We start from the raw sequence: 23,008 nt of genomic DNA, 5'->3' as shown, positions 1-23,008 counted from the left end.
ACCTGTAACACGCGCCCAACCCTTGGATGATCGAATCCTCATGAGCCAACTGCCGTTTCTGCCGTTTTCCAAACCTGTCATCGACGAAGCCACCATCGCTGCCGTCGGCGATGTCCTGCGTTCCGGCTGGATCACCAGCGGGCCGAAGGTCCAGGCCTTCGAAGCGCAACTGTCGGAGTATTTCGGCGGTCGTCCGGTACGTACCTTCAACTCCGGCACCTGCACCATGGAGATTGCCCTGCGCATCGCCGGCATCGGACCGGGTGACGAAGTGATCACCACGCCGATCTCCTGGGTGGCCACAGCCAACGTGATTCTTGAAGTGGGCGCCACCCCTGTGTTCGCCGACATCGATCCGGTCACCCGCAACATCGACCTGGATAAACTGGAAGCGGCCATCACGCCGCGCACCAAAGCCGTCATCCCGGTCTACCTCGCCGGGCTGCCGGTGGACATGGAGCGCCTGTACGCCATCGCCAAAAAGCACAACCTGCGCATCGTCGAAGACGCCGCCCAGGCCCTGGGTTCGAGCTGGAACGGCCAGCGCATCGGCGCCACCGGTGACTTCGTGTCGTTCAGCTTCCAGGCCAACAAGAACGTGACCTGCTCCGAGGGTGGCTGCCTGGTGCTGAACACGCCCGAGGAAGCGCGTCTGGCGGAGAAATATCGCCTGCAGGGCGTCACCCGCACCGGCTTCGACGGCCTGGACGTCGATGTGCTGGGCGGCAAGTTCAACATGACCGACGTCGCAGCGACCATCGGCCTCGGCCAGTTCGCTCACATCGAAGCGCTGACGGCCCATCGCCAGGAACTGGCCCGCCACTACTTCAAATGCTTTGGCGACGACTTCGAAGCCACGTACGGCGCGCAACTGCCGCCGGCCGATTTCACCAACAGCAACTGGCACCTGTTCCAGCTGGTATTGCCGGAGCGCAAAGACGGCTTGCCGGCGCGGGCCACGTTCATGGAGCAGATTCAGGCGCTGGGGATCGGCATCGGTTATCACTATCCACCGATCCATTTGCTGAGCCTGTACCGCGAGCGCGGTTTCAAGGAAGGGATGTTGCCGGTTGCCGAACGGGTCGGCCGGTTGATCGTGTCGTTGCCGATGTTCACGACCATGACCAAAGCCGATGTCGAGCGCTCGGTGGCGGCGGTCAAAGCGGTATTGGGCAACGCCTGAGCCGTCCCCGATAAAAAGCTGCGCCCACAAAAAAGCCCCGACGGATCGGGGCTTTGCGGTGTTGCGTGACGCTTACTCGCCGATGGACTGCTTGTAGGCAGCGGCGTCGAGCAGCTTGTCCAGCTCGGACTTGTCGCTTGGCTTGAGCTTGAAGATCCACGAGCTGTACGGTTCTTCGTTCAGCAGCTCCGGCGAATCCGCCAGCTCTTCGTTGACCGCAATCACTTCACCGCCGACCGGGGAGTAGATGTCGGAAGCGGCTTTCACCGACTCGACAACACCTGCCGCATCACCGGCAGCAAACACCTTGCCGACTTCAGTCAGCTCGACAAACACCACGTCGCCCAGCGCTTGCTGTGCGTGATCGCTGATGCCCACGGTGACGGTGCCGTCGGCTTCAAGGCGCGCCCATTCATGACTTTCGGCAAAACGCAGGTCGGCGGGGATATTGCTCATGCTCGGTGTCCTCAAGAAATTGTCAGCGGTCGTGCCCGCCGGAAAAGGTTAGATCAAGGTTTTGCCGTGACGGACGAAGGTCGGTTTGACCACTCGCACCGGATACCACTTGCCACGGATTTCCACTTCGGCGCGGTCGGCAGTCGCCATCGGTACACGCGCCAGGGCAATCGACTTGCTAAGCGTAGGAGAGAAACTACCACTGGTGATCTCTCCTTCGCCAACATCAGCGATACGAACCACCTGATGCGCACGCAAAACACCGCGTTCCTCGAGCACCAGACCCACCAGCTTGTGCTGCACGCCGGCGGTTTTTTCCGCTTCCAGCGCATCGCGACCGATGAAGCGGCGCGTGGCCGGTTCCCAGGCGATGCTCCAGGCCATGTTCGAGGCCAGCGGCGAAACGTCCTGATGGATGTCCTGTCCGTAGAGGTTCATCCCCGCCTCCACCCGCAAGGTGTCGCGGGCACCGAGCCCAATGGGAGAAATGCCGGCGCCCACCAGATCGTTGAAGAATCCGGGGGCCTGGTCGGCCGGCAGGGCAATTTCCAGACCATCCTCGCCAGTGTAGCCGGTGCGCGCAATGAACCAGTCGCCATCGACCTGGCCTTCGAATGGCTTGAGCATCTGGATCAGATTGGCGCGGGACTGGGTTACCAGTTCGGCAATCTTGTGCCGGGCATGGGGGCCTTGAATGGCGAGCATCGCCAGATCCGCGCGCTCTTGCAGCTGCACCTCGAAGCCGGTGAGATGAGCCTGCATCCAGGCCAGATCCTGATCGCGGGTCGAGGCGTTGACCACCAGTCGGTAACCGTCCTCGAGGCGATAGACGATCATGTCGTCGACGATGCCGCCGCGCTCGTTGAGCATCGTGCTGTACAACGCACGGCCGGGGCTGTGCAGGCGTTCGACGTCATTGGCCAGCAAATGCTGGAGCCAGGCCTTGGCCTGGTTACCGGCGACATCGATCACGGTCATGTGGGATACATCGAACACCCCGCAATCGCGACGCACCTCGTGGTGCTCCTCGACCTGCGAGCCGTAATGCAGTGGCATGTCCCAACCGCCAAAATCGACCATCTTCGCGCCGAGGGCGAGATGCAGGTCATACAGAGGCGTACGCTGTCCCATGGGTTTCTCCTTCCGGGCGTGGCGAAGGTGCGGAGCGCTGCTGCACGGTTTGAAAGCCCTGTAGAAGAAGGCTTTCAGCCGATTTCAGCGACAGGGTCTGTCAGACGGACCGCACCGAATGCCGCGCATTGTAGCCGCATGATTCAGGACTGACGACTAAGTGTTTCGGTGCGCCGAGCGGCGGATAAGTCCGATGACCGGCAACAACCCGACCAGCACCAGCGTCAGCGCCGGCAACGACGCCCTCGCCCATTCGCCTTCGCTGGTCATCTCGAAGATGCGCACCGCCAGCGTGTCCCAGCCAAACGGGCGCATCAGCAGGGTGGCGGGCATTTCCTTGAGTACATCGACGAACACCAGCAGCGCGGCGCTGAGCGTGCCGGGCAGCAGCAACGGCAGATACACTTTGAAAAACAGTCGCGGCCCACTGACACCCAGGCTACGTGCCGCTTCAGGCAAAGAAGGCCGTATACGCGCCAGACTGCTTTCCAGCGGCCCGTAGGCCACCGCCACGAAGCGCACCAGATAAGCCATCAGCAACGCCGCCAGACTGCCCAGCAGCAACGGTTTACCCGCACCGCCGAGCCAGCCGGACAGCGGAATCACCAGCTCACGATCCAGATAACTGAAAGCCAGCATGATCGACACCGCCAGCACCGAGCCCGGCAACGCATAGCCGAGGTTGGCCAGACTGACGCCGGAACGGATCGCCGGGGTCGGCGCCAGACGTCGGGCGAACGCCAGCAACATCGCCACGCTCACCGTGATCAACGCCGCCATGCCGCCCAGATACAGGGTGTGCAGAATCAGCCCGGCGTAACGCTCATCCAGATCGAAACGCCCGCGCTGCCAGAACCACACCATCAACTGCAGCACCGGAATGACAAACGCACAGGCGAACACCAGACTGCACCAGCCGGTTGCCGCCCAGGCCTTGGGCCCGCGCAGGTGATACAACGCCTTGACCCGCGGCCGCTCGTTGCTCGCCCGATTGGCACCGCGGGCGCGACGTTCGCCGTACAGCACCAGCATCACCACCAGCAACAACAGACTGGCCAGTTGCGCAGCGCTCGACAGACTGAAGAAGCCATACCAGGTCTTGTAGATTGCGGTGGTGAACGTGTCGAAGTTGAACACCGACACCGCGCCGAAATCCGCCAGGGTTTCCATCAGTGCCAGCGCCACGCCAGCGCCGATGGCCGGTCGCGCCATCGGCAATGCCACGCGCCAGAACGCCTGCCACGGTGACTGGCCGAGCACCCGCGCCGCTTCCATCAGGCCTTTGCCTTGAGCGAGAAACGCGGTGCGCGCCAGCAGATAAACGTAGGGGTAGAACACCAGCACCAACACCAGGATCACCCCGCCGGTGGAGCGCACGCGCGGTAGACGCAGACCGGTTCCGAACCATTCGCGCAGCAGGCTTTGCACGGGACCGGCGAAATCCAGCAGGCCGACGAACACGAACGCCAGCACGTAGGCCGGGATCGCGAACGGCAGCATCAACGCCCAGTCGAGCCAGCGCCGGCCGGGGAATTCGCAGAGGCTGGTGAGCCAGGCGAGACTTACGCCAATCAACGTCACACCGACACCTACGCCGAAGACCAGCGTCAGGGTGTTGCCCAGCAGGCGTGGCATCTGGGTTTCCCACAGGTGGGACCAGATCTGCTGGTCGATGGTCTGCCATGACAGCAGGAGGACGCTGAGAGGGAGCAGCACCAACGCGGCGATGGCGAAGACGATGGGGTACCAGCGGCGCTGGGCGGGGTGGGCCAAGGAAAAACTCTCGTTGAATGATTGTGCCCACGCGTTGCGTGGGCACGTATCGTGTGACGCTGCGCGTCACGCTTGCGGCGATTCGACTCGCAGCGTCAGTTCCAGCCCGCCCGATCCATCATCCGGATCGCCTCAGCCTGTCGCTTGCCCGCCACTTCGACCGGCAGCGTATCGGCGACAAACTGCCCCCACGCCGCCACTTCTTCCGAAGGTTTCACCGCCGGATTCGCCGGGAATTCCTGGTTCACGTCAGCGAAGATCTTCTGCGCCTCAGGCGTGGTCATCCACTCGACCAGTGCCTTGGCGGCTTCCGGGTGCGGCGCGTGTTTGGTCAGACCGATGCCCGACAGGTTGACGTGCACACCGCGATCCGCCTGGTTCGGCCAGAACAGCTTCACCGGCAGATCCGGTTTCTGCTTGTGCAGGCGACCGTAGTAGTAGGTGTTGACGATGCCGACGTCGCACTGGCCGGCGTTGATCGCCTCCAGCACCGCAACGTCGTCGGAGAACACGTCGGTGGACAGGTTGTTGACCCAGCCCTTGAGGATCTTCTCGGTTTTCTCGGCGCCGTGGACTTCGATCATGGTGGCGGTCAGCGACTGGTTGTAGACCTTCTTCGCCGTCCGCAGGCACAGACGGCCTTCCCAGTTCTTGTCGGCCAGCGCTTCGTAGGTGGTCAGCTCGCCCGGCTTCACGCGCTCGGTGGAATAGGCGATGGTCCGTGCGCGCAGGCTCAGACCGGTCCAGGCGTGGCTGGACGAGCGGTATTGCAGGGGAATGTTGGCGTCGATGGTTTTCGAAGTGAACGGCTGGAGAATGCCCATCTGTTCGGCCTGCCAGAGGTTGCCGGCATCAACGGTCAGCAGCAGGTCGGCGGTGGCGTTCTCGCCTTCGGCCTTGATCCGCTGCATCAGCGGCGCTTCCTTGTCGGTGATGAACTTGATCTTCACCCCGGTCTTGGCGGTGTAGGCATCGAACACCGGTTTGATCAGCTCATCGATACGCGACGAGTAGACCACCACCTCGTCGGCGGCCTGGGCGGCAGTGCTGCCGATCAGGGTCAGGGCCAGTGCGGTCAGAACACGCTTGGATGCCAACATGGGAGTGATCTCTCGGTCGGGAAAAGTGGTCCAAATGATAAGGACTCACATTTACCAGCTCAATCGAACACTTTCCCAAGGAGTTACCAGATGTTGCACGACGTTCGTCAGACCTTGGCCAGAGCTGGCAAGTCCCCGGTCAGCCCCAATGCTTCGCGTACGAACAGCGCTTTGGCCTCGGGCATCTGCTCGACGATTTTCAGTCCGGTGTTGCGCAACCAGCGCAGCGGCAGCGGATCGGCCTGGAACAACCGCTCGAAGCCTTCCATCGCTGCCATAAGCGCCAGGTTGTGCGGCATGCGCCGACGCTCGTAGCGGCTCAGCACTTTCACGTCCGCCAGGCGTTCGCCGCGTTCGTTGGCTTGCAACAGCACTTCGGCCAATACAGCGGCGTCGAGGAAACCGAGGTTCACGCCCTGCCCCGCCAGCGGGTGGATGGTGTGCGCGGCATCGCCGATCAACGCCAGGCCTTCGGCCACGTAGCGCTTGGCGTGGCGTTGACGCAGCGGCACGCACAGACGCGGGTCGGCGCTGATGACGTCGCCGAGGCAACCTTCGAAGGCACGCTCCAGTTCACGGCAGAAATCCGCTTCATCCAGCGCCATCAGCCGTTCTGCTTCGCTCGGCGTGGTCGACCAGACGATCGAGCACCAGTCCTGCTGGCCGTCACGCTCCAGCGGCAGAAACGCCAGCGGCCCGTGATCGGTGAAACGCTGCCACGCGGTCATGCGGTGCGGTTTGCTGCTGCGCACGCTGGTGACGATAGCGTGATGCAGATAATCCCACTCACGAGTGGCGACGCCGGTCAGACGACGTACGGCGGAATTGGCACCATCTGCCGCGATCACCAGCGGCGCGCGCAGGGTGCGACCGTCGGCCAGGGTCAGCAGCCAGTCGTCACCGGAGCGGCGCATCTGCTCCAGCCGCGCATTGGCCAGCAGGCCGAGATCGCAATCGTACAGACGGTCGAGCAAGGCATCCTGGACCACGCGGTTTTCGACAATGTGGCCGAGCACTTCGGCGTGCACGCTGCTGGCCGAGAAATGGATCTGCCCGGTGCCGCTGCCGTCCCAGACATGCATGTCGGTGTAAGGGCTGCTGCGTCGGTTGACGATGCCGTCCCACACGCCGAGGCGATCGAGGATCCGCTGGCTGGCCGCCGACAACGCACTGACTCGCGGCTCGAACGGCGCATCGCCATTGAAGGGTTTGACGCTCAGCGGGCTGCCGTCGAGCAGCATGACTTCCAGCCCGCTGTCCTGCAACGCCAGCGCCAGGGCGCTGCCGACCATTCCGGCTCCGACAATCAGCACATCTGCGCGCATTTCCATGCTTTAAGCCTGTCTCGCTTGCGGCTTGAGCCGCACGTAAAGGGTTTTACCGACCCGCGCCACCAGGTTGCCGGCGCCGTCATGAATGTCGACCTGCAACTGCGGCAGGTATTTCTCGCCACTGGCGGTCTGCCGACGGATCTCGTCGAGCAGGGTGTCGTCGATGTTGAACCGGGCGAACACCGGGCCTTTGCCCGGCGCAATGAAATCAATGTCGGCAGCCTTGTCCCAGACGATGTACTTCGACCCGAGGTTCTCCATGAGCATCAACATGAAAAACGGATCGACCATCGAATACAGACTGCCGCCGAACTGGGTGCCGACGTAATTGCGGTTGTACCAGCCCAGGCCCATCGAGACCTGGATGTCACGAAAGTCATCGCTGATGTGCTTCACCCGGACACCGGCGCCGAAGTACGGCGGGTAGAACGTCATGATCCAGCGCATCAGCCGCGCCTTGCCAAACTGTTTGATCAGCCACTCACGCATCCGGACGCGTCCCCAGCCCCATGGCCTGACGGGCGAACCAGCGTTTGGCCGGCGGCAGCAGATCGAGGCCGAGCAGGCCGATGTTGCGCCCCAGCGACACCAGCGGCTGAGTACTGCCGAACAGGCGCGTGACCTGATCGGAAAAACCTACGGTGAGGTCCTGATCGAGGCGCTGGCGCTCGCGATAGGCCTGCAGCGTGGCGAAATCCCCCAGCGGTTTATCGCTGGCCAGCAGCGCGGCGGCCAAGGCATCGGCATCACGCAGGGACAGATTGAAACCCTGCCCGGCAATCGGGTGCAGGCTGTGGGCGGCGTTGCCGAGGACGGCCAGATGCGATCGCACCTGCTCTTCGGCCTCTACCAGCGACAGCGGATACAGATGCCGCGCGCCGACCTGTTTCAAAGTACCGAGGCGATAGCCGAACACACCTTGCAGCTCGCTGAGGAAATCACGATCACTCAGCTCCGCCAGACGTTGCGCGTCCATCCCCAGACGGGTCCAGACCAGCGCGCAGCGGTTTTCCGGCAGCGGCAGCAGCGCCATCGGGCCTTCGTCGGTAAAGCGCTCGAAAGCCATGCCGTTGTGCGCTTCGCTCGGGGTGATGTTGGCGATCAGCGCGCTCTGGTTGTACGGGCGCTTGCGCACATTGATGCCCAGTTGTTCGCGCAGACCCGAACGGCCGCCATCGGCGAGCACCGCCAGATCGCATTCGACCGTGGTCTCATCGTTGAGGGTCAGGCGATAGCCGTCCGGCAGCGGCTCCATGCGGGTGACTTCCGCCGGGCAGCGCCAACTGATCACGTCTTTGTCGAGGTGTTGCCACAGGCTATGACCGAGCCAGGCGTTTTCCACCACATAGCCGAGCGCCGGAACGCCCTCTTCCATCGCCGACAGTCGGGCAGTGGAGAAACGTCCACGGTCGGACACATGAATCTGCTTGATCGGCTCGGCGCGGCGGGAGATTTCCTGCCACACGCCCAGCCGCTGATAAATCTGCCGCGAGCCAAAGGACAGCGCCGACGAACGTGCGTCGTAGCTCGGCTGCCAGCTGTCGCCGGGGGCGAACGGTTCGATCAGCACGATCTTCCAGCCCCGGGCCTTGGCTCCGGCCTGCAAGGCCAACGCCAGACTGGCGCCGACCAGGCCGCCACCGATGATTGCCAGATTGACCCGACTCATGCCGCGCAGGTCCGTGCTTGCGCCATCAGGGCTTCGATCTCGGCGACGGTTTTCGGCACACCGCCGGTCAGGATTTCACAACCGCTCTTGGTCACTACCACGTCGTCCTCGATGCGCACGCCAATGCCGCGCCATTTCTTCGCTACGTTCTGATTGTCCGGGGCGATGTAGATGCCCGGCTCCACGGTCAGCGCCATGCCGACTTCCAGCACCCGCCATTCGCCGCCGACCCTGTACTCGCCGACGTCATGCACATCCATGCCCAGCCAGTGGCCGGCGCGGTGCATGTAAAACGCCTTGTAGGCCTCGGAGGCGATCAACTCGTCCACCTCGCCCTGCAACAACCCCAGCTGCACCAGCCCGGCGGTGATCACCCGAACCGTGGCTTCGTGCGCCTGGTTCCAGTGCTTGTTCGGGGCGATTTCGGCGAACGCGGCTTCCTGCGAGGCCAATACCAATTCGTAGATCGCTTTCTGCTCGGCCGAGAATTTGCCGTTGACCGGCCACGTACGGGTGATGTCGCTGGCGTAGCAGTCGATTTCGCAACCGGCGTCGATCAGCACCAGGTCACCGTCCTTGAGCAACGCATCATTCTGCTGGTAATGCAGGATGCAGCTGTTGCGCCCGGCAGCGACGATCGAACCGTAGGCCGGCATCTTCGCCCCGCCCTTGCGGAACTCGTAATCCAGCTCGGCTTCGAGGCTGTACTCGTAAAGCCCTGCACGGCTGGCCTGCATCGCGCGGATGTGAGCCTGGGCGGAAATCCGCGCCGCTTCGCGCATCACCTTCACTTCTGCTGCCGATTTATACAGGCGCATGTCGTGCAGCAGGTGATCCAGGGCAACGAATTCGTTCGGCGGCTGGGCGCCGAGGTGCGCCTTGGAGCGGATCACGTTGATCCAGTCCATCAGATGACGGTCGAATTCCGGGTTGCTGCCCATGGCCGAATACACCCGGTCGCGACCTTCGATCAGGCCCGGCAGGATGTCGTCGATGTCGGTGATGGGGAACGCGTCGTCGGCGCCAAAGTCGCGAATCGCGCCTTCCTGGCCGGCGCGCAGGCCGTCCCAGAGTTCCCGTTCGGCATTGCGTTCACGGCAGAACAGCACGTATTCGCCGTGCTCACGACCGGGCATCAGGACGATGACTGCCTGCGGCTCGGGGAAACCGCTCAGGTACTGGAAATCGCTGTCCTGGCGGTAGACGTGCTCGACGTCACGGTTGCGAATGGCAACCGCAGCGGCGGGCAGGATGGCGATGCTGTTGGGTTCCATCTGCGCCATGAGTGCCTTGCGGCGACGGGCGTATTCCGCTTTCGGGATATGGATCATGGGCAGATGGCTTTCCCTGGCACGCGATCAGTGCAGCGACGGCTTGGCGGCTGGCGGCACGTCGGCTTTCTTGGTTTCGGAGAACAGCAGCAGCGGCGCTACACGCAGGTACTCCATGACTTCCATGTAGTCGCTTTCGCCGTCTTCGGATTCTTCCAGGGCATCTTGCACCTGGGAGATCGCTGCCAGATCCTGCAACACCTCGGTGGCCTCGGTGCTCAGCATGCTGCTGTCGCGGCAGTTCAGGCCGAAACCGGTGAGGAAGCCCTGGCACCATTCGCCCAGTGCGGCAGCGCGATCGGCCAGCGGCACGTCATCGGTCGGCAACAGCAGCACGACGGTCACGTCGTCGCCGGTGAGCTCGCCCTTGACCATTTCCTGCAGGCCGATGAGCGCGTTGCGAACGTTGTCCTGCGGCTCGCTTTCGAGCAGCTCGGCGGCGTCGATCAGCCACTCTTCGGCATTGAAGCCGGCACCGGCGCAGCTGCGGCCGAGCAGCAGGCCATGCAGTTCGGCAGGCGAGACGTTGTGACCGCTGGCAGTCAGCAGGGTGGCGAAGGCTTGGTACGGGGAATTCTGAATGGGCATGGGCAGCTAGGCGCCAGACGGCGCTATGTCTAGAATGAAGGCCTTGTATCCTACATCGACAGACTCGCCAAGACCATTAAAGGCTGTCCCCCAGCCAAACCCATCAGACCGAATCAGTGGACACAATGGAAGACACCGACCTGCAAGCGCTGATGGCCAGACTCGAACTGCTGATTACTCGGGTCGAGCAACTAAAGAGTCAAAACGCACTCTTACTAGCTCAGGAAAAGACCTGGCGCGAGGAACGCGCGCACCTCATTGAAAAAAACGAAATCGCCCGGCGTAAGGTCGAGTCGATGATTTCGCGCCTCAAGGCCCTGGAGCAAGACTCATGAGTTCAAGCAATAGCGTTACCGTGCAGATCCTCGACAAAGAATATTCGATCATCTGTCCCCAGGAAGAACGCAGCAATCTGGTCAGTGCCGCGCGTTACCTGGACGGCAAGATGCGCGAGATCCGCAGCAGCGGCAAAGTCATCGGCGCCGACCGCATCGCCGTGATGGCCGCCCTGAACATCACCCACGATCTCTTGCACAAAGAAGAGCGTCCGGACATCCAGGCCAGCGGCTCGACCCGTGAACAGGTGCGTGACTTGCTCGATCGTGTCGATCTGGTGTTGGCCGACGATCCGGACATCAGCAAGGGCTGATTCGCCAGGCCGCTTGAGGTATACTCGCCGCACTCCCTGGGGTGCTTGCCAGTTGACGATGTCCCTGAGCCGATTTGCACTACCCTGGGGGTTGCACGTTGGGCTGGTGTGCATGTCCGCCAGACGGAAAGCCTTAAAGCCTACTGCATCCTCCACCTTGAACTCTCGGGTTCAAGGGCTAAGTCGACAGCGGCTCATCCGGGGAGCCTGATTCGAATCCGATGCCGGTGCATGCCGGCATCGGATTTTTTATGCGTACGTTTTCGTCCCCACCCTGCCGAAGCCGACCATGACCGAACCCGCGCTGCTGCCCCGTCCCCAACTGCGCCGCCTGCTGCGCAAGGCCCGCCGCTCCCTGACGCCAAGTCAGCAACGTAAGGCCGCCGAAGGTCTGTACAAACAACTGGCGCAAGACCCGCACTTTCGCCGGGCGAAACACATTTCCCTGTACCTGCCCACCGACGGCGAGATCGACCCGCGCCTGTTGCTGCGCGCCGCCCAGCGCCGCGGCAAGAAAACCTACCTGCCGGTGTTGAGTGCCTGGCCGCGGACCAAAATGGTCTTTCAGCAGATCCGCCCCGGCGAAAAGCTGCGGCCCAACCGTTTCCGTATTCTCGAGCCTCGGGTCAATGTCGCCCGTCAGCGCAAGATCTGGGCACTGGATCTGGTGTTGTTGCCATTGGTGGGATTTGACGATGTCGGCGGACGCCTGGGGATGGGCGGCGGATTCTACGATCGCAGCCTCGCGTATCTGGCTCGCCGCCAGAACTGGCGCAAGCCGACGCTGCTGGGTCTGGCCCATGAATGTCAGAAAGTCGAACGACTGGCGCAGGCCAGCTGGGATGTACCGTTGCAGGGAACGGTGACCGACAAGGCGTGGTATTTCGCAGGGTAGACGCCGCGAGGGAATCAGCGGCGTCGGGAAGACGGGATCAGCGTTTGAACGCAGTCGACTGCTGTACTTGTTGCGCCACTTCAATCGGAGCATCGGCCTTGTTGGCCCACAGACTTTGCGCATAACCGGTGGTCACGACGCCAAGGCCGAACAAAATCACCAAAGTCCACAGCAAATCCGGTTTGCGTTTCATCGATTGCCCCCCTCAAGGCACATCATCACGATGACAGCAGCGGTTTCCATTCGTAGGCCGTGCAGCAGCGTCAAGCTTTAAAGGCCGGCATTTTGCGACAACGTGAACCTCTGCGCAAATGCTGGCGTCAACCGACTGTCGGTTTGTCATAAAATTGCCCGACAACCTGCCCAATGACCGTTTCAGGAGCAACCACCATGGCCTACTGGCTGATGAAATCCGAGCCCGACGAACTCTCGATCAAGGGTCTGGAAAAACTCGGCAAGGCGCGCTGGGACGGGGTGCGCAACTATCAGGCGCGCAATTTCCTGCGGGCCATGGCGGTGGGGGATGAGTTCTTTTTCTATCACTCCAGCTGCCCGGAGCCGGGGATTGCCGGAATCGGCAGGATCATCGAAGCCGCGTACCCGGATCCCACCGCACTGGAACCGGAGAGCCACTACTTCGACCCCAAAGCCACGCCGGAGAAAAACGCCTGGAGTGCGATCGATGTCGCCCATGTCGAGACGTTTGCCCGGGTGTTGAAGCTGGATTATCTGAAGCAGCAGACCGCGCTGGCCGAGATGCCACTGGTGCAGAAGGGCTCGCGGCTGTCGGTGATGCCGGTGACGGCCGAGCAATGGGCGGCGGTTATCGCGTTGAATCCGTAGACGGTTGGTGCCGCTCTAGATGCCATCGCGAGCAGACTCGCTCCCACAATGGATCTTTGTTGAATCACAACGTTGTGATCAACATGAACCCTGTGGGAGCGAGCCTGCTCGCGATTTGGCCAGCCCGGACAGCAAAGTTGTTATTGAATGATCAGGTTGTTGAACAACAGATCTTCAACCACCGGCTTGCCGGTCTCGTCATTCATCACTTGCTGGGTCTGTTTCAAGGCTTCCTGACGCAGCTTTTCCTTGCCTTCGATGCTGCCCATCGCGTCGGTGGTCTGCTGGGTGAACAGCGCCACCAGTTGATTGCGGATCAGCGGCTCGTTGGCCTTGACCAGTTTGGTCGCTTCGTCGCCGGTCACCCGCAACGCCACGTCGGCCTTGTAGACCTTGAGCTTCGGCGTGCCGTCCAGCCCGTAGTTGCCCACGAACGGCGGACTCAGGGTGATGTAGTTGACCTTCGGCGCCTCGCCTTCTTTGGCTTCTTCGGCCAGCGCTGCCACAGGCAGAGACAGGGCCAGCAACAACATGATCCACGCTTTCACAATTCGCTCCTTATCCGGTTTGCGGCCTAGCATAACGACCCGCCGCGCAAGCACAAGCTTATGGCGGACTATCAGGGCCGGGCATGCTCGTTGACCCGTTGACTGCCACACCTACACTTATCGGCCATCACTCCCAAAGGAATAGCCCTGATGAAAGCCGTGCTGTGCAAAGCCTTCGGCCCTGCCGAATCGCTGGTGCTGGAAGACGTCGCCAGTCCTGTCGCGAAGAAGAATGAAATCCTGCTGGACGTGCACGCCGCCGGGGTCAACTTCCCGGACACGCTGATCATCGAGGGCAAGTACCAGTTCAAGCCGCCCTTCCCGTTTTCCCCGGGTGGCGAAGCGGCTGGCGTGGTCCGCGAAGTCGGCGAAAAGATCAGTCACCTCAAGATTGGCGACCGGGTCATGGCCCTGACCGGCTGGGGCAGCTTCGCCGAGCAGGTGGCGGTGCCGGGCTATAACGTGCTGCCGATCCCGCCGTCGATGGATTTCAACACCGCCGCCGCGTTCAGCATGACCTACGGCACCTCGATGCACGCACTCAAGCAGCGCGGCAACCTGCAACCGGGGGAAACCCTGCTGGTACTCGGTGCCTCCGGCGGCGTTGGCCTGGCCGCCGTCGAAATCGGCAAAGCCATGGGCGCCCGGGTCATCGCCGCCGCCAGCAGCGCCGAGAAACTCGCCGTGGCCAAGGCTGCCGGTGCCGACGAACTGATCAACTACAGCGAAACCAGCCTCAAGGACGAAATCAAACGCCTGACCGACGGCCAGGGCGCCGACGTGATCTACGACCCGGTCGGCGGCGACCTGTTCGACCAGGCCATCCGCGCCATCGCCTGGAACGGCCGCCTGCTGGTGGTCGGCTTCGCCAGCGGCCGCATCCCCGAACTCCCGGTCAACCTCGCACTGCTCAAGGGTGCAGCGGTGCTCGGTGTGTTCTGGGGCTCTTTCGCCCAACGCCAGCCACAGGACAACGCAGCGAACTTCCAGCAACTGTTCGCCTGGTTCGCCGAGGGCAAGCTGAAGCCGCTGGTGTCGCAGGTGTATCCACTGAGCGAGGCGGCACAGGCGATCAATGATCTTGGACAGCGCAAGGCTGTGGGCAAGGTTGTGGTGCAGGTGCGCTGAAGCACCTCGGAGCCGTCATTTGTTGCCGGGAGAATCCACAGCGTCGCCCGGCAACAGGTGCTCCAGAACCTTCCGGCTATCAGCCTTGATGATCTGGCCCTTGTCATCGAAACGCAGCACGAGCATCCAGTCGTACACCTCGTCCGGCCATTTTTTCTGCCCCATCAGGGCCGTGCTGTCGCCACCAAACGCACCAATCAGTTTGTTGATGCGCCCGTGGTGCCAGGCGATCAGGATGACCGGCGCCTGATTGCTCTTGCGCAACAGCTTGACCAGCTCATGTACGTCGCCGTTGATGTAGGGCTGCTCGATAGACAGGTTCAGACGCTCGGCCAGCGGCGTCAGGGTCAAACGTGAGCGGGAGCTCTCGGGAGTGTCGCCGGCGGCAATCAGCCGTTCCGGAGTCAGTGTCTGGCCATCGAGCTTCAATGGATTGAAATAGTCGGCATAGGCGCGAGCCCGCTCTTCGCCCCGGGCATTGAGCACCGATCCTTCAGTCGGCTTTTCCGCATGACGGATGATCAGCACCGTGGCATTGCGCAAACCGGACCGGGCAGGGTGATCGGCGTAAATCAATCCCAGCACCGCAGCGGCGATAACCGCCACCGCTAATAATCGGCGCATGAGCATGCGAACCTTCAAAGCCATCATTCATCTCTGCTGATCAGTCGATCGACGGATCGCGAGTCTATGCCACCCCATGTTCATAAGTGGTGAAAACGCCCTGTTCTTACAGCAGAGCGACAGGTTCGTAAAAGAACATGCGACTTCCAACATTTTCCGCTGTTTTGCCGATGGGAACCGGTGCTATTTTCGGTAACGAAACTGTAACATTCGCATCCGCAGTCAAAACAAGAAATCTGGAGCTCTTGAATGTTTGCTTTCTTTCGACCTGCCGCACATCAGGCTCCATTGCCTGAAGAAAAAATAGACAGTACCTACCGACGCCTGCGCTGGCAGATCTTCGCCGGTATCTTCTTTGGCTACGCGGGTTACTACCTGCTGCGCAAAAACTTCTCCCTGGCCATGCCGTACCTGATCGACGAGGGTTACACCCGCGGCGAACTGGGTCTGGCGATGTCGGCCATCGCCATTGCCTACGGTTTGTCCAAGTTCCTCATGGGCCTGGTCTCCGACCGATCCAACCCGCGCTACTTCCTGCCGTTCGGCCTGCTGGTTTCGGCGGGGGTGATGTTCATTTTCGGTTTCGCACCTTGGGCAACGTCCAGCGTGACCATGATGTTCATCCTGCTGTTCATCAACGGCTGGGCCCAGGGCATGGGCTGGCCGCCGAGCGGACGGACCATGGTGCACTGGTGGTCGCAGAAGGAGCGCGGTGGCGTGGTGTCCGTGTGGAACGTGGCACACAACGTCGGCGGCGGCCTGATCGGCCCGCTGTTCCTGATCGGCATGGGCCTGTTCAACGACTGGCACGCCGCGTTCTATGTACCGGCGGCGGTAGCCCTGGCGGTGGCGGCATTTGCCTTCATTACCATGCGTGACACCCCGCAATCGGTTGGCCTGCCGCCGATCGAGAAGTACAAGAACGACTACCCGGAAGGCTACGACGCCAGCCACGAAGACGAATTCAGCGCCAAGGAAATCTTCGTCAAATACGTGCTGCGCAACAAAATGCTCTGGTACATCGCCATGGCCAACGTGTTCGTCTACCTGCTGCGCTACGGCGTACTGGACTGGGCGCCGACCTACCTCAAGGAAGCCAAGCACTTTGACGTCGACAAGACTTCGTGGGCGTACTTCTTCTATGAGTGGGCGGGCATTCCGGGCACATTGCTGTGCGGCTGGATGTCGGACAAGATCTTCCGTGGCAACCGTGGCCTGACCGGCATGGTGTTCATGGCCCTGGTGACCGTGGCGACCCTGGTTTACTGGCTGAACCCGGCCGGCAACCCGACCATCGACATGATCGCGCTGTTCTCGATCGGCTTCCTGATCTACGGCCCGGTGATGCTGATCGGTCTGCAGGCGCTGGAACTGGCACCGAAGAAAGCCGCCGGCACTGCCGCAGGCTTCACCGGCCTGTTCGGTTATCTGGGTGGTTCGGTCGCGGCCAGTGCCGCCATGGGCTACACCGTGGACCACTTCGGTTGGGATGGCGGTTTCGTGCTGCTGGTGGGCGCTTGCCTGCTGTCGATGGCCTTCCTGGCCCCGACCCTGTGGCACAAGCAAGTCGCCAGTCAGAGCCGCGAAGCAGTCGCCTGATCGGCTTTTGACTTGCAGCGCTTGAGCCGCGCCTCCAGATTCCGGTCTGGCATGGCGTGGCTGCGCAGGGCGTGAGCGGTCTGCTCGACATAATCGCGAGTGGTGCCGTAACGCCCGCAAGCGCTTTCGAACACCTGGCTCAGCACATGATCCGGCAGATTGCCGGCATAGCTGGGCAGGTGTCGCTCCAACACGAACCCCAAGGCCTGTACCTGGCTGCCATCTTCAAGACGGCAGTTGAGCCAGTGCGGGCGATAGGACGGGAACGGCATCTCGCGTTTCCACAGCGCATACAGCGCACTGTCGAGGTTGTCTTCCGGCAACCGGTAGGCAAAGCCGCTGCACGAACCGCCGCGATCCAGACCGAACACCAGCCCCGGCATTTCCGGCGTACCGCGATGTTCGTGGGACCACAGGTACAAGCCGCGATGGTAGCCATGTACTCGCCCGCGCACCCGTTCCACCGCCGAACACTCAGGCCGCCAGATCAGCGAACCATACGCGAACAGCCACACCGGCCCGCCCTTGTGGCGTGCCATGGTCGATTGCATGGAAGCGAGAAGTTGTTCGTGAGTCAGCTGCGGACCCAGATCGAGCCGCGGAGGGTAAGCCAGATTCAGAAAAGCAGATTCTATGGCTGTCATGACGGAAGTGTTCGGCCCCGCAAGTATTACAAGATGTAAGCACAATTCGCTTGATAGAACATATAGCAGTAACTGTAAAACGAAAAGTGCTAAAGGATGTATGACACCTTTGATAGCGCTAATTCGGGGTTATCCGCGAGGGCTATCTTGTTTGATATAGCCTAATACCATTGCGCAGATATCTTAAATACCCGAATGAAATATCGTTAAGCCCTCTCTTCGTTCAGGATTCGTTCATGAAGTCCCGGGATTTTTCCTACTAAAATTTCGGACTTCCCATATTTACCGTCGCTGAACGCCTGCGTAAAACGGCTTTCCTCTGGCGCAAGCCAACCCGTTCAACCGAGGCTGCACGATGAACACAACGAGGCTTTTGGCCGCACTTTTATTGATTCAGACCGGCCAGGCACTGGCCACGGATGACTCCCAGGAAGACAAAGGTTTCTGGTACGCACAAACCAGTGTCTACACCAAACATTACTCACCCGACCCCGAACACAATAATCATCAGGACTTGATCGGGATTGAACGCAATCAGGCTTCCGGCTGGGTATTTGGCGGGGCAACTTTCCGTAACTCGTTCAGTCAGCGCTCCAATTACGCCTATGCCGGCAAACGCTTCGAGAGCGCCGATTATCCGGTGTACGTGAAACTCACGGGCGGGTTGTTGCAGGGCTATCGGGGTGACTACAAGGACAAGATCCCGCTCAATCACTTCGGCGTTGCACCGGTGATCATTCCGTCGGTCGGCACCCACTATGGCCCGCTGGGCGCCGAGCTGGTGTTTCTCGGCGCCAACGCGGCCATGGTGACAACGGGCGTGCGGTTCTAGAAAGGTACAGCGCGGCTCAAGAGCGCGGCGCGTATGCAAACACATCGGCGCGCATCTGGTGGGCATCCATCCCGGCTTCCACCAGCGCATCCAGGGTGCCGTAGACCATCGCCGGCGAGCCGCTGGCGTAGACATGCAGGGATTTCAGATCCGGGAAGTCCTCGCACACCGCCTCATGCAACATCCCGCAGCGCCCTTCCCAGCCGCATTGATCGCTGACGACCTTGTGCAGGAACAGGTTGGGCAGCTTCAGCCATTCGTCCCAATGCTCGATTTCATAGAAATCTTCCGGACGACGCACGCCCCAGTACAAATGCACCGGATGCTTGAAGCCGTTGGCCCGGCAATGTTCGATCAGGCTGTGGATCTGGCCCATGCCGGTGCCGGCGGCGATCAGCACCAGCGGCCCGTCCGGCAACTCCGCGAGATGGGTGTCGCCGAACGGCAGTTCGACCCGCACCATGGAATTGCGCTGCAGTTGCTCGATCAGACTCAGGGCACTGGCTTCGCGCGCCAGTACGTGGATTTCCAGATCTCGACCGCCGTGGGGCGCCGAGGCCATGGAAAAGGCTGATTTCTCGCCGCTCTCGCGCTCGATCATCAGGTACTGACCGGCGTGATAACGCGGCGGCTTGCCGGCCGGCGCCCGCAGGCGCACGCGCCAGGTGTCGCCACCGACGTCCCGGCATTCGATGACCTGACACGACAGGCTGCGCACCGGCAGTTCTCCCAGCGCAAGCACGCCATCCCACAGCAGGATGCAGTCTTCCAGCGGCTGCGCTATGCAAGTGTAGAACTCGCCGTGGTCATGCACCTTGCCGGCCTGTTCGACCCGGCCTTCCACCAGCAGCGCTGCGCATACATGACAATTGCCGTTGCGGCAGCTTTGCGGGCATTCGTAGCCCAGGCGCCGCGCACCATCGAGAATCCGCTCTCCGGGCCGTATCTCGAGCACCGCTCCGGAGGGCTGCAGGGTTACACGCATCAATCTATTCCTAACTGATTCCAGATGGCATCGATCCGTTGGGTGACAGCGTCATCCTTGACGATGACGCGGCCCCATTCGCGAGTGGTTTCGCCCGGCCACTTGTGGGTCGCATCCAGGCCCATCTTCGAGCCGAGGCCCGACACCGGTGAAGCGAAGTCGAGGTAGTCGATCGGCGTGTTGTCGATCATCACCGTGTCGCGCTTGGGGTCCATGCGCGTGGTGATGGCCCAGATCACGTCGTTCCAGTCCCGCGCGTTGATATCGTCGTCGGTGACGATAACGAACTTGGTGTACATGAACTGTCGCAAAAACGACCAGACACCCAGCATCACGCGCTTGGCGTGGCCCGGATACGACTTCTTCATCGTCACCACGGCCATGCGGTACGAGCAGCCTTCCGGCGGCAGGTAGAAGTCGGTGATCTCCGGGAACTGCTTCTGCAGGATCGGCACGAACACTTCGTTCAGCGCCACGCCGAGAATCGCCGGCTCATCCGGCGGACGGCCGGTGTAGGTGCTGTGGTAGATCGGCTTGATCCGGTGGGTGATGCGCTCGACGGTGAACACCGGGAAGCTGTCGACTTCGTTGTAGTAGCCGGTGTGGTCGCCGTACGGGCCTTCGTCGGCCATCTCACCCGGATGGATCACACCTTCAAGGATGATTTCAGCGGTGGCCGGCACTTGCAGGTCGTTGCCGCGGCACTTCACCAGCTCTGTGCGGCTGTCGCGCAGCAGACCGGCGAAGGCGTATTCGGAGAGGCTGTCCGGCACCGGGGTGACGGCGCCGAGAATAGTCGCCGGATCCGCGCCAAGGGCCACGGACACCGGGAATGGCTGGCCCGGGTGTTTCTCGCACCACTCACGGAAATCCAGCGCACCGCCACGGTGGCTAAGCCAACGCATGATGACCTTGTTGCGGCCGATCACTTGCTGACGGTAGATGCCGAGGTTCTGCCGGTCCTTGTTCGGGCCTTTGGTGACGGTCAGGCCCCAGGTGATCAGCGGCGCCACGTCGCCCGGCCAGCAGGTCTGCACCGGCAGCATCGCCAGATCGACGTCATCGCCTTCGATGACCACTTCCTGGCACGGCGCGTCTTTGACGACTTTCGGCGCCATCGCGATGATCTTGCGGAAGATCGGCAGCTTCGACCACGCGTCCTTCAAGCCCTTCGGCGGTTCCGGTTCCTTGAGGAACGCCAGCAGCTTGCCGATCTCGCGCAGCTCACTGACGGACTCGGCACCCATGCCCATGGCGACCCGCTCGGGGGTGCCGAACAGGTTGCCGAGCACCGGAATGTCATAGCCGGTGGGTTTCTCGAACAGCAGCGCCGGGCCCTTGGCCCGCAGTGTGCGGTCGCACACCTCGGTCATTTCCAGCACCGGCGAGACGGGAATCTGGATGCGTTTCAACTCTCCGCGCTGCTCAAGCTGCTGCACGAAATCCCGAAGATCCTTGAATTTCATTGACGATGGCACCCTCAAAATAGGCGTACATCCTACCTGCTATGCCGGTCGCTGGCAGCCCGTCACTGCTTACTTGGCTGCATTCACCTGGCCGTTACCCGGATTTTTGCCGGCCTGCAGGCTGACAAACAGCGGTTCGAGGATCGGCGCCACGAATCGCGCGCCGACTTCCGACAGGTGATTGTCATCCTTGTACAGCGAATAGCCGTCGAGCTCGGCGCGACACAGACCGTTTTCATCGCAAAGCCGTGGCGCCGGATCGATCACCCGCACCATCGGATCCTGCGCCAGTTGGGCGAACAAGCGGCTGATGAATGCCTGACGCTTGTCATGTTCGCCGATGGTCAGGCCAACGCCATCCACCGGGTGGCCCAGCATTGCAAGGCGTGTCAGGCGATACGGCGGGCTGAACGCCTGCAATGGCACCTCCTTCACCAGCCAGACCCGATGCCCGCCCTCACGCAATTGAGCAAGCTGCGCGCGCAGACCATCGGCCAGACGTTGTTCAGCGACGGCACGGTCGTATTTGCCATCCGGCTTTCTGAGCACGTGGTCGAGATCGCCTTTGGCGTCGCCATACAGATAGAGGCTCCAACGTGCGACCAGCACCACATCGCTGATACGTTGCGCGCTCAACCGCTGCTCGACACGCCGATTGAAATGCGTGCAGGCCGCATCGGTTTCCAGCCCTTCGACCGGAATACAACCGGCAGAGCTGGCGAGGATCACACTGACGCCATGGGCTTGCGCACCGTCCTCCAGCACTGGAATGAATGCCGTAGCGTGGCTGTCGCCCCAGACCATCGCCTGGGCTGGCAGGTTTTCCACACCGTAATGGCAGAACAGTTTGTCGTCCGGTGCCTTGTCATCGGTCAGGCACGCCATCAGCTCCGGCCGCCACTCGCGGCCCTTGGCATATTGAAGCGCCTGTTCGGACAGACGCGACGGCAAGCCATCGGTCCAGCGCAGGGCTTGCCCGGCCAGTCCGAGCACCAGGATGCCGCAGAAACCGGCCAGCAGAACCTGTCGACGCCCGGCCAGCAGGCGACGCTCGCGGAACGGTGTTTCAACGAACTTCCATGACAGATAACCCAGCACCAGCGTCAGCAGGATCAACCCTGCGATGTCCGGCACACCCGGCTCCTCGACGCTGGCATAACTGGAAAACACAAACACCGGCCAGTGCCACAAGTACCAGGAATAGGAAATCAGGCCGAGGCCGACCATCACCCGACTGCTCAAGAATTGACCGATCAGCGTCTCTCGATGACCGTTGGCGAGGATCAGCGCCACCACGCCCAGCACCGGCAGCAGCGCGGCGACACCGGGAAATGGCGTGCGTTTGTCGTACCCGAAGACGGCCAGCAGGATCAGCGCCATACCCAGCAGGCTCAGCCACTGCGCAGCCATCGGTTTGAGACGCCATGAATGCCGGGGCGCGACGGCAAGCATCGCACCGGCCAGCAACTCCCACGCCCGCATCGGCAACAGGAAGAACGCCTTCTCCGGATAATGCTGGACCGCCCACACACTCAGCCCGAACGACAGCAGCAATACGCCGAACAGTGCCAGCCGCCAGTGTTTCAGTCGGCTCGACAACAGCGTCAGCAACAGCGGGAAAAGGATGTAGAACTGCTCTTCCACCGCCAGCGACCAGGTGTGCAGCAGCGGCTTGAGATCCGACGCGACGTCGAAATAGCCGTCCTGACGCATGAACAGAATGTTCGAGACGAAGGTCACCTGGTAACGCACCGAGCGCCCGAGTTCCTCGTAGTCCTTGGGCGCCAGCAGGAACCAGCCCACCGCCAGCACCGCGACGATCATCGCAAACAGCGCCGGCAGGATCCGCCGGGCACGCCGGGCCCAGAACTCGACGAAGCTGAAACGCCCAGCCTGGCGCTGGTTCCAGATGATCGAGGTGATCAGGTAGCCGGAAATCACAAAAAACACGTCCACACCGACAAATCCGCCGGTGAATCCCGGGACGCCAAAGTGGAACAGCACCACGGCAATCACTGCGACTGCGCGCAAGCCGTCGATATCCCTTCGATAAGCGAGAGTGCTCATAAATCCTTGATGCCAATCAGATGGTTGTTTTTTGTACAGCCTCGGGGGCTGATTGTTGTTTTGCCAACACACTGACCTTACCAGATCGCGAACCTCCCATAGCCAGGACAAAAAACAGGCAAAAAAAAGGCGTCCCCTGGGGACGCCTTTTTCCGGACTCTACCGA

At 61.7% G+C, this 23,008-nt stretch carries 24 protein-coding genes and 1 other RNA gene; 9 read left to right on the top strand and 16 right to left on the bottom strand.

Annotated elements, in window-relative coordinates:
* Positions 1-40 precede the first annotated feature (40 nt).
* Positions 41-1,183, top strand: coding sequence for a DegT/DnrJ/EryC1/StrS family aminotransferase (locus M5B44_RS16530; RefSeq protein WP_248739881.1), 1,143 nt, complete (start codon positions 41-43; stop codon positions 1,181-1,183).
* A 72-nt stretch (positions 1,184-1,255) separates the two neighbouring features.
* Here the strand turns inward: M5B44_RS16530 and gcvH are convergent, their stop codons facing one another.
* The 9 genes from gcvH to M5B44_RS16485 form a co-directional block, all read right to left on the bottom strand.
* A complete protein-coding gene (gene gcvH, locus M5B44_RS16525) occupies positions 1,256-1,639 on the bottom strand; it encodes a glycine cleavage system protein GcvH (RefSeq protein WP_085708978.1) in 384 nt (127 codons plus the stop codon).
* A 48-nt stretch (positions 1,640-1,687) separates the two neighbouring features.
* On the bottom strand, positions 1,688-2,770 hold the full coding sequence (gcvT, locus tag M5B44_RS16520; protein WP_248739880.1) for a glycine cleavage system aminomethyltransferase GcvT: 1,083 nt from the start codon (positions 2,768-2,770) through the stop codon (positions 1,688-1,690).
* A 156-nt stretch (positions 2,771-2,926) separates the two neighbouring features.
* The gene (locus M5B44_RS16515) at positions 2,927-4,543 is read right to left on the bottom strand and encodes an ABC transporter permease (RefSeq protein ID WP_248739879.1); all 1,617 of its coding nucleotides are present in this window, start codon (positions 4,541-4,543) and stop codon (positions 2,927-2,929) included.
* Between the two features lie 95 nt (positions 4,544-4,638).
* Positions 4,639-5,643, bottom strand: coding sequence for an extracellular solute-binding protein (locus M5B44_RS16510; protein WP_085689889.1), 1,005 nt, complete (start codon positions 5,641-5,643; stop codon positions 4,639-4,641).
* Between the two features lie 107 nt (positions 5,644-5,750).
* The gene (locus tag M5B44_RS16505; RefSeq protein WP_248740068.1) at positions 5,751-6,968 is read right to left on the bottom strand and encodes a 2-octaprenyl-3-methyl-6-methoxy-1,4-benzoquinol hydroxylase; all 1,218 of its coding nucleotides are present in this window, start codon (positions 6,966-6,968) and stop codon (positions 5,751-5,753) included.
* Between the two features lie 9 nt (positions 6,969-6,977).
* On the bottom strand, positions 6,978-7,463 hold the full coding sequence (locus M5B44_RS16500) for a DUF4442 domain-containing protein (protein WP_114886216.1): 486 nt from the start codon (positions 7,461-7,463) through the stop codon (positions 6,978-6,980).
* Positions 7,456-8,643 carry a 2-octaprenyl-6-methoxyphenyl hydroxylase gene (gene ubiH / locus M5B44_RS16495; RefSeq protein WP_114886219.1) on the bottom strand — a complete coding sequence of 396 codons (1,188 nt, stop codon included), beginning with the start codon at positions 8,641-8,643 and terminating at the stop codon, positions 7,456-7,458. The genes M5B44_RS16500 and ubiH overlap by 8 nt, the downstream gene beginning before the upstream one ends.
* Positions 8,640-9,974 (bottom strand): Xaa-Pro aminopeptidase, encoded by a 1,335-nt coding sequence (pepP, locus tag M5B44_RS16490; RefSeq protein WP_248739878.1) that lies wholly within the window; start codon positions 9,972-9,974, stop codon positions 8,640-8,642. The genes ubiH and pepP overlap by 4 nt, the downstream gene beginning before the upstream one ends.
* Before the next feature lie 27 nt (positions 9,975-10,001).
* Entirely contained in the window at positions 10,002-10,562 is a 561-nt protein-coding gene (locus M5B44_RS16485) for a YecA family protein (protein ID WP_085708970.1), read from the bottom strand.
* 125 nt (positions 10,563-10,687) lie between these two features.
* Between M5B44_RS16485 and M5B44_RS16480 the strand changes: the two genes are divergently transcribed.
* From M5B44_RS16480 to M5B44_RS16465, 4 genes are all read left to right on the top strand, one after another.
* The gene (locus tag M5B44_RS16480) at positions 10,688-10,897 is read left to right on the top strand and encodes a TIGR02449 family protein (protein ID WP_007940359.1); all 210 of its coding nucleotides are present in this window, start codon (positions 10,688-10,690) and stop codon (positions 10,895-10,897) included.
* On the top strand, positions 10,894-11,211 hold the full coding sequence (locus M5B44_RS16475) for a cell division protein ZapA (protein ID WP_007967943.1): 318 nt from the start codon (positions 10,894-10,896) through the stop codon (positions 11,209-11,211). The genes M5B44_RS16480 and M5B44_RS16475 overlap by 4 nt, the downstream gene beginning before the upstream one ends.
* A gap of 30 nt (positions 11,212-11,241) precedes the next feature.
* A non-coding RNA gene (gene ssrS / locus M5B44_RS16470) (6S RNA) lies at positions 11,242-11,420 on the top strand.
* Between the two features lie 80 nt (positions 11,421-11,500).
* Positions 11,501-12,106 (top strand): 5-formyltetrahydrofolate cyclo-ligase, encoded by a 606-nt coding sequence (locus M5B44_RS16465; RefSeq protein WP_248739877.1) that lies wholly within the window; start codon positions 11,501-11,503, stop codon positions 12,104-12,106.
* A 37-nt stretch (positions 12,107-12,143) separates the two neighbouring features.
* Here M5B44_RS16465 and M5B44_RS16460 read toward each other — a convergent pair whose 3' ends face one another.
* Complete coding sequence (locus tag M5B44_RS16460) at positions 12,144-12,299, bottom strand: hypothetical protein (RefSeq protein WP_007911192.1); 156 nt, start codon at positions 12,297-12,299, stop codon at positions 12,144-12,146.
* 197 nt (positions 12,300-12,496) lie between these two features.
* Between M5B44_RS16460 and M5B44_RS16455 the strand changes: the two genes are divergently transcribed.
* Positions 12,497-12,949: an EVE domain-containing protein gene (locus M5B44_RS16455; protein WP_248739876.1), complete on the top strand. Its 453-nt coding sequence runs from the start codon at positions 12,497-12,499 to the stop codon at positions 12,947-12,949.
* 140 nt (positions 12,950-13,089) lie between these two features.
* On the opposite strand, the gene M5B44_RS16450 is transcribed toward M5B44_RS16455, so the two are convergent.
* Positions 13,090-13,497 carry a flagellar basal body-associated protein FliL gene (locus tag M5B44_RS16450; protein ID WP_065259922.1) on the bottom strand — a complete coding sequence of 136 codons (408 nt, stop codon included), beginning with the start codon at positions 13,495-13,497 and terminating at the stop codon, positions 13,090-13,092.
* Positions 13,498-13,647: 150 nt separating this feature from the next.
* On the opposite strand from M5B44_RS16450, the gene M5B44_RS16445 reads away from it, so the two are divergent.
* The gene (locus M5B44_RS16445; RefSeq protein WP_248739875.1) at positions 13,648-14,625 is read left to right on the top strand and encodes an NADPH:quinone oxidoreductase family protein; all 978 of its coding nucleotides are present in this window, start codon (positions 13,648-13,650) and stop codon (positions 14,623-14,625) included.
* A 15-nt stretch (positions 14,626-14,640) separates the two neighbouring features.
* Here the strand turns inward: M5B44_RS16445 and M5B44_RS16440 are convergent, their stop codons facing one another.
* Complete coding sequence (locus M5B44_RS16440) at positions 14,641-15,273, bottom strand: flagellar basal body-associated protein FliL (protein ID WP_248740067.1); 633 nt, start codon at positions 15,271-15,273, stop codon at positions 14,641-14,643.
* A gap of 225 nt (positions 15,274-15,498) precedes the next feature.
* Here M5B44_RS16440 and glpT point away from each other — a divergent pair, with 225 nt between their 5' ends.
* Positions 15,499-16,848: a glycerol-3-phosphate transporter gene (glpT, locus tag M5B44_RS16435; protein WP_085708965.1), complete on the top strand. Its 1,350-nt coding sequence runs from the start codon at positions 15,499-15,501 to the stop codon at positions 16,846-16,848.
* Here glpT and M5B44_RS16430 read toward each other — a convergent pair.
* Positions 16,824-17,492: a gamma-glutamylcyclotransferase gene (locus M5B44_RS16430; protein ID WP_085708964.1), complete on the bottom strand. Its 669-nt coding sequence runs from the start codon at positions 17,490-17,492 to the stop codon at positions 16,824-16,826. The genes glpT and M5B44_RS16430 overlap by 25 nt on opposite strands.
* A gap of 355 nt (positions 17,493-17,847) precedes the next feature.
* Between M5B44_RS16430 and M5B44_RS16425 the strand changes: the two genes are divergently transcribed.
* On the top strand, positions 17,848-18,324 hold the full coding sequence (locus tag M5B44_RS16425) for a sn-glycerol-3-phosphate transporter (protein WP_248739874.1): 477 nt from the start codon (positions 17,848-17,850) through the stop codon (positions 18,322-18,324).
* Between the two features lie 16 nt (positions 18,325-18,340).
* Here M5B44_RS16425 and M5B44_RS16420 read toward each other — a convergent pair whose 3' ends face one another.
* From M5B44_RS16420 to M5B44_RS16410, 3 genes are all read right to left on the bottom strand, one after another.
* A complete protein-coding gene (locus M5B44_RS16420; RefSeq protein ID WP_085708962.1) occupies positions 18,341-19,309 on the bottom strand; it encodes a CDP-6-deoxy-delta-3,4-glucoseen reductase in 969 nt (322 codons plus the stop codon).
* The gene (ubiD, locus tag M5B44_RS16415) at positions 19,309-20,775 is read right to left on the bottom strand and encodes a 4-hydroxy-3-polyprenylbenzoate decarboxylase (protein WP_007951823.1); all 1,467 of its coding nucleotides are present in this window, start codon (positions 20,773-20,775) and stop codon (positions 19,309-19,311) included. The genes M5B44_RS16420 and ubiD overlap by 1 nt, the downstream gene beginning before the upstream one ends.
* A gap of 69 nt (positions 20,776-20,844) precedes the next feature.
* Positions 20,845-22,842 (bottom strand): acyltransferase family protein, encoded by a 1,998-nt coding sequence (locus tag M5B44_RS16410; protein ID WP_248739873.1) that lies wholly within the window; start codon positions 22,840-22,842, stop codon positions 20,845-20,847.
* Positions 22,843-23,008 lie beyond the last annotated feature (166 nt).

Source organism: Pseudomonas sp. MWU12-2029 (assembly GCF_023242425.1).
Classification (GTDB): Bacteria; Pseudomonadota; Gammaproteobacteria; order Pseudomonadales; family Pseudomonadaceae; genus Aquipseudomonas; species Aquipseudomonas kribbensis.
Note: the sequence above shows the minus strand (reverse complement) of the source record. Positions and strands in the feature narration are given on the sequence as shown.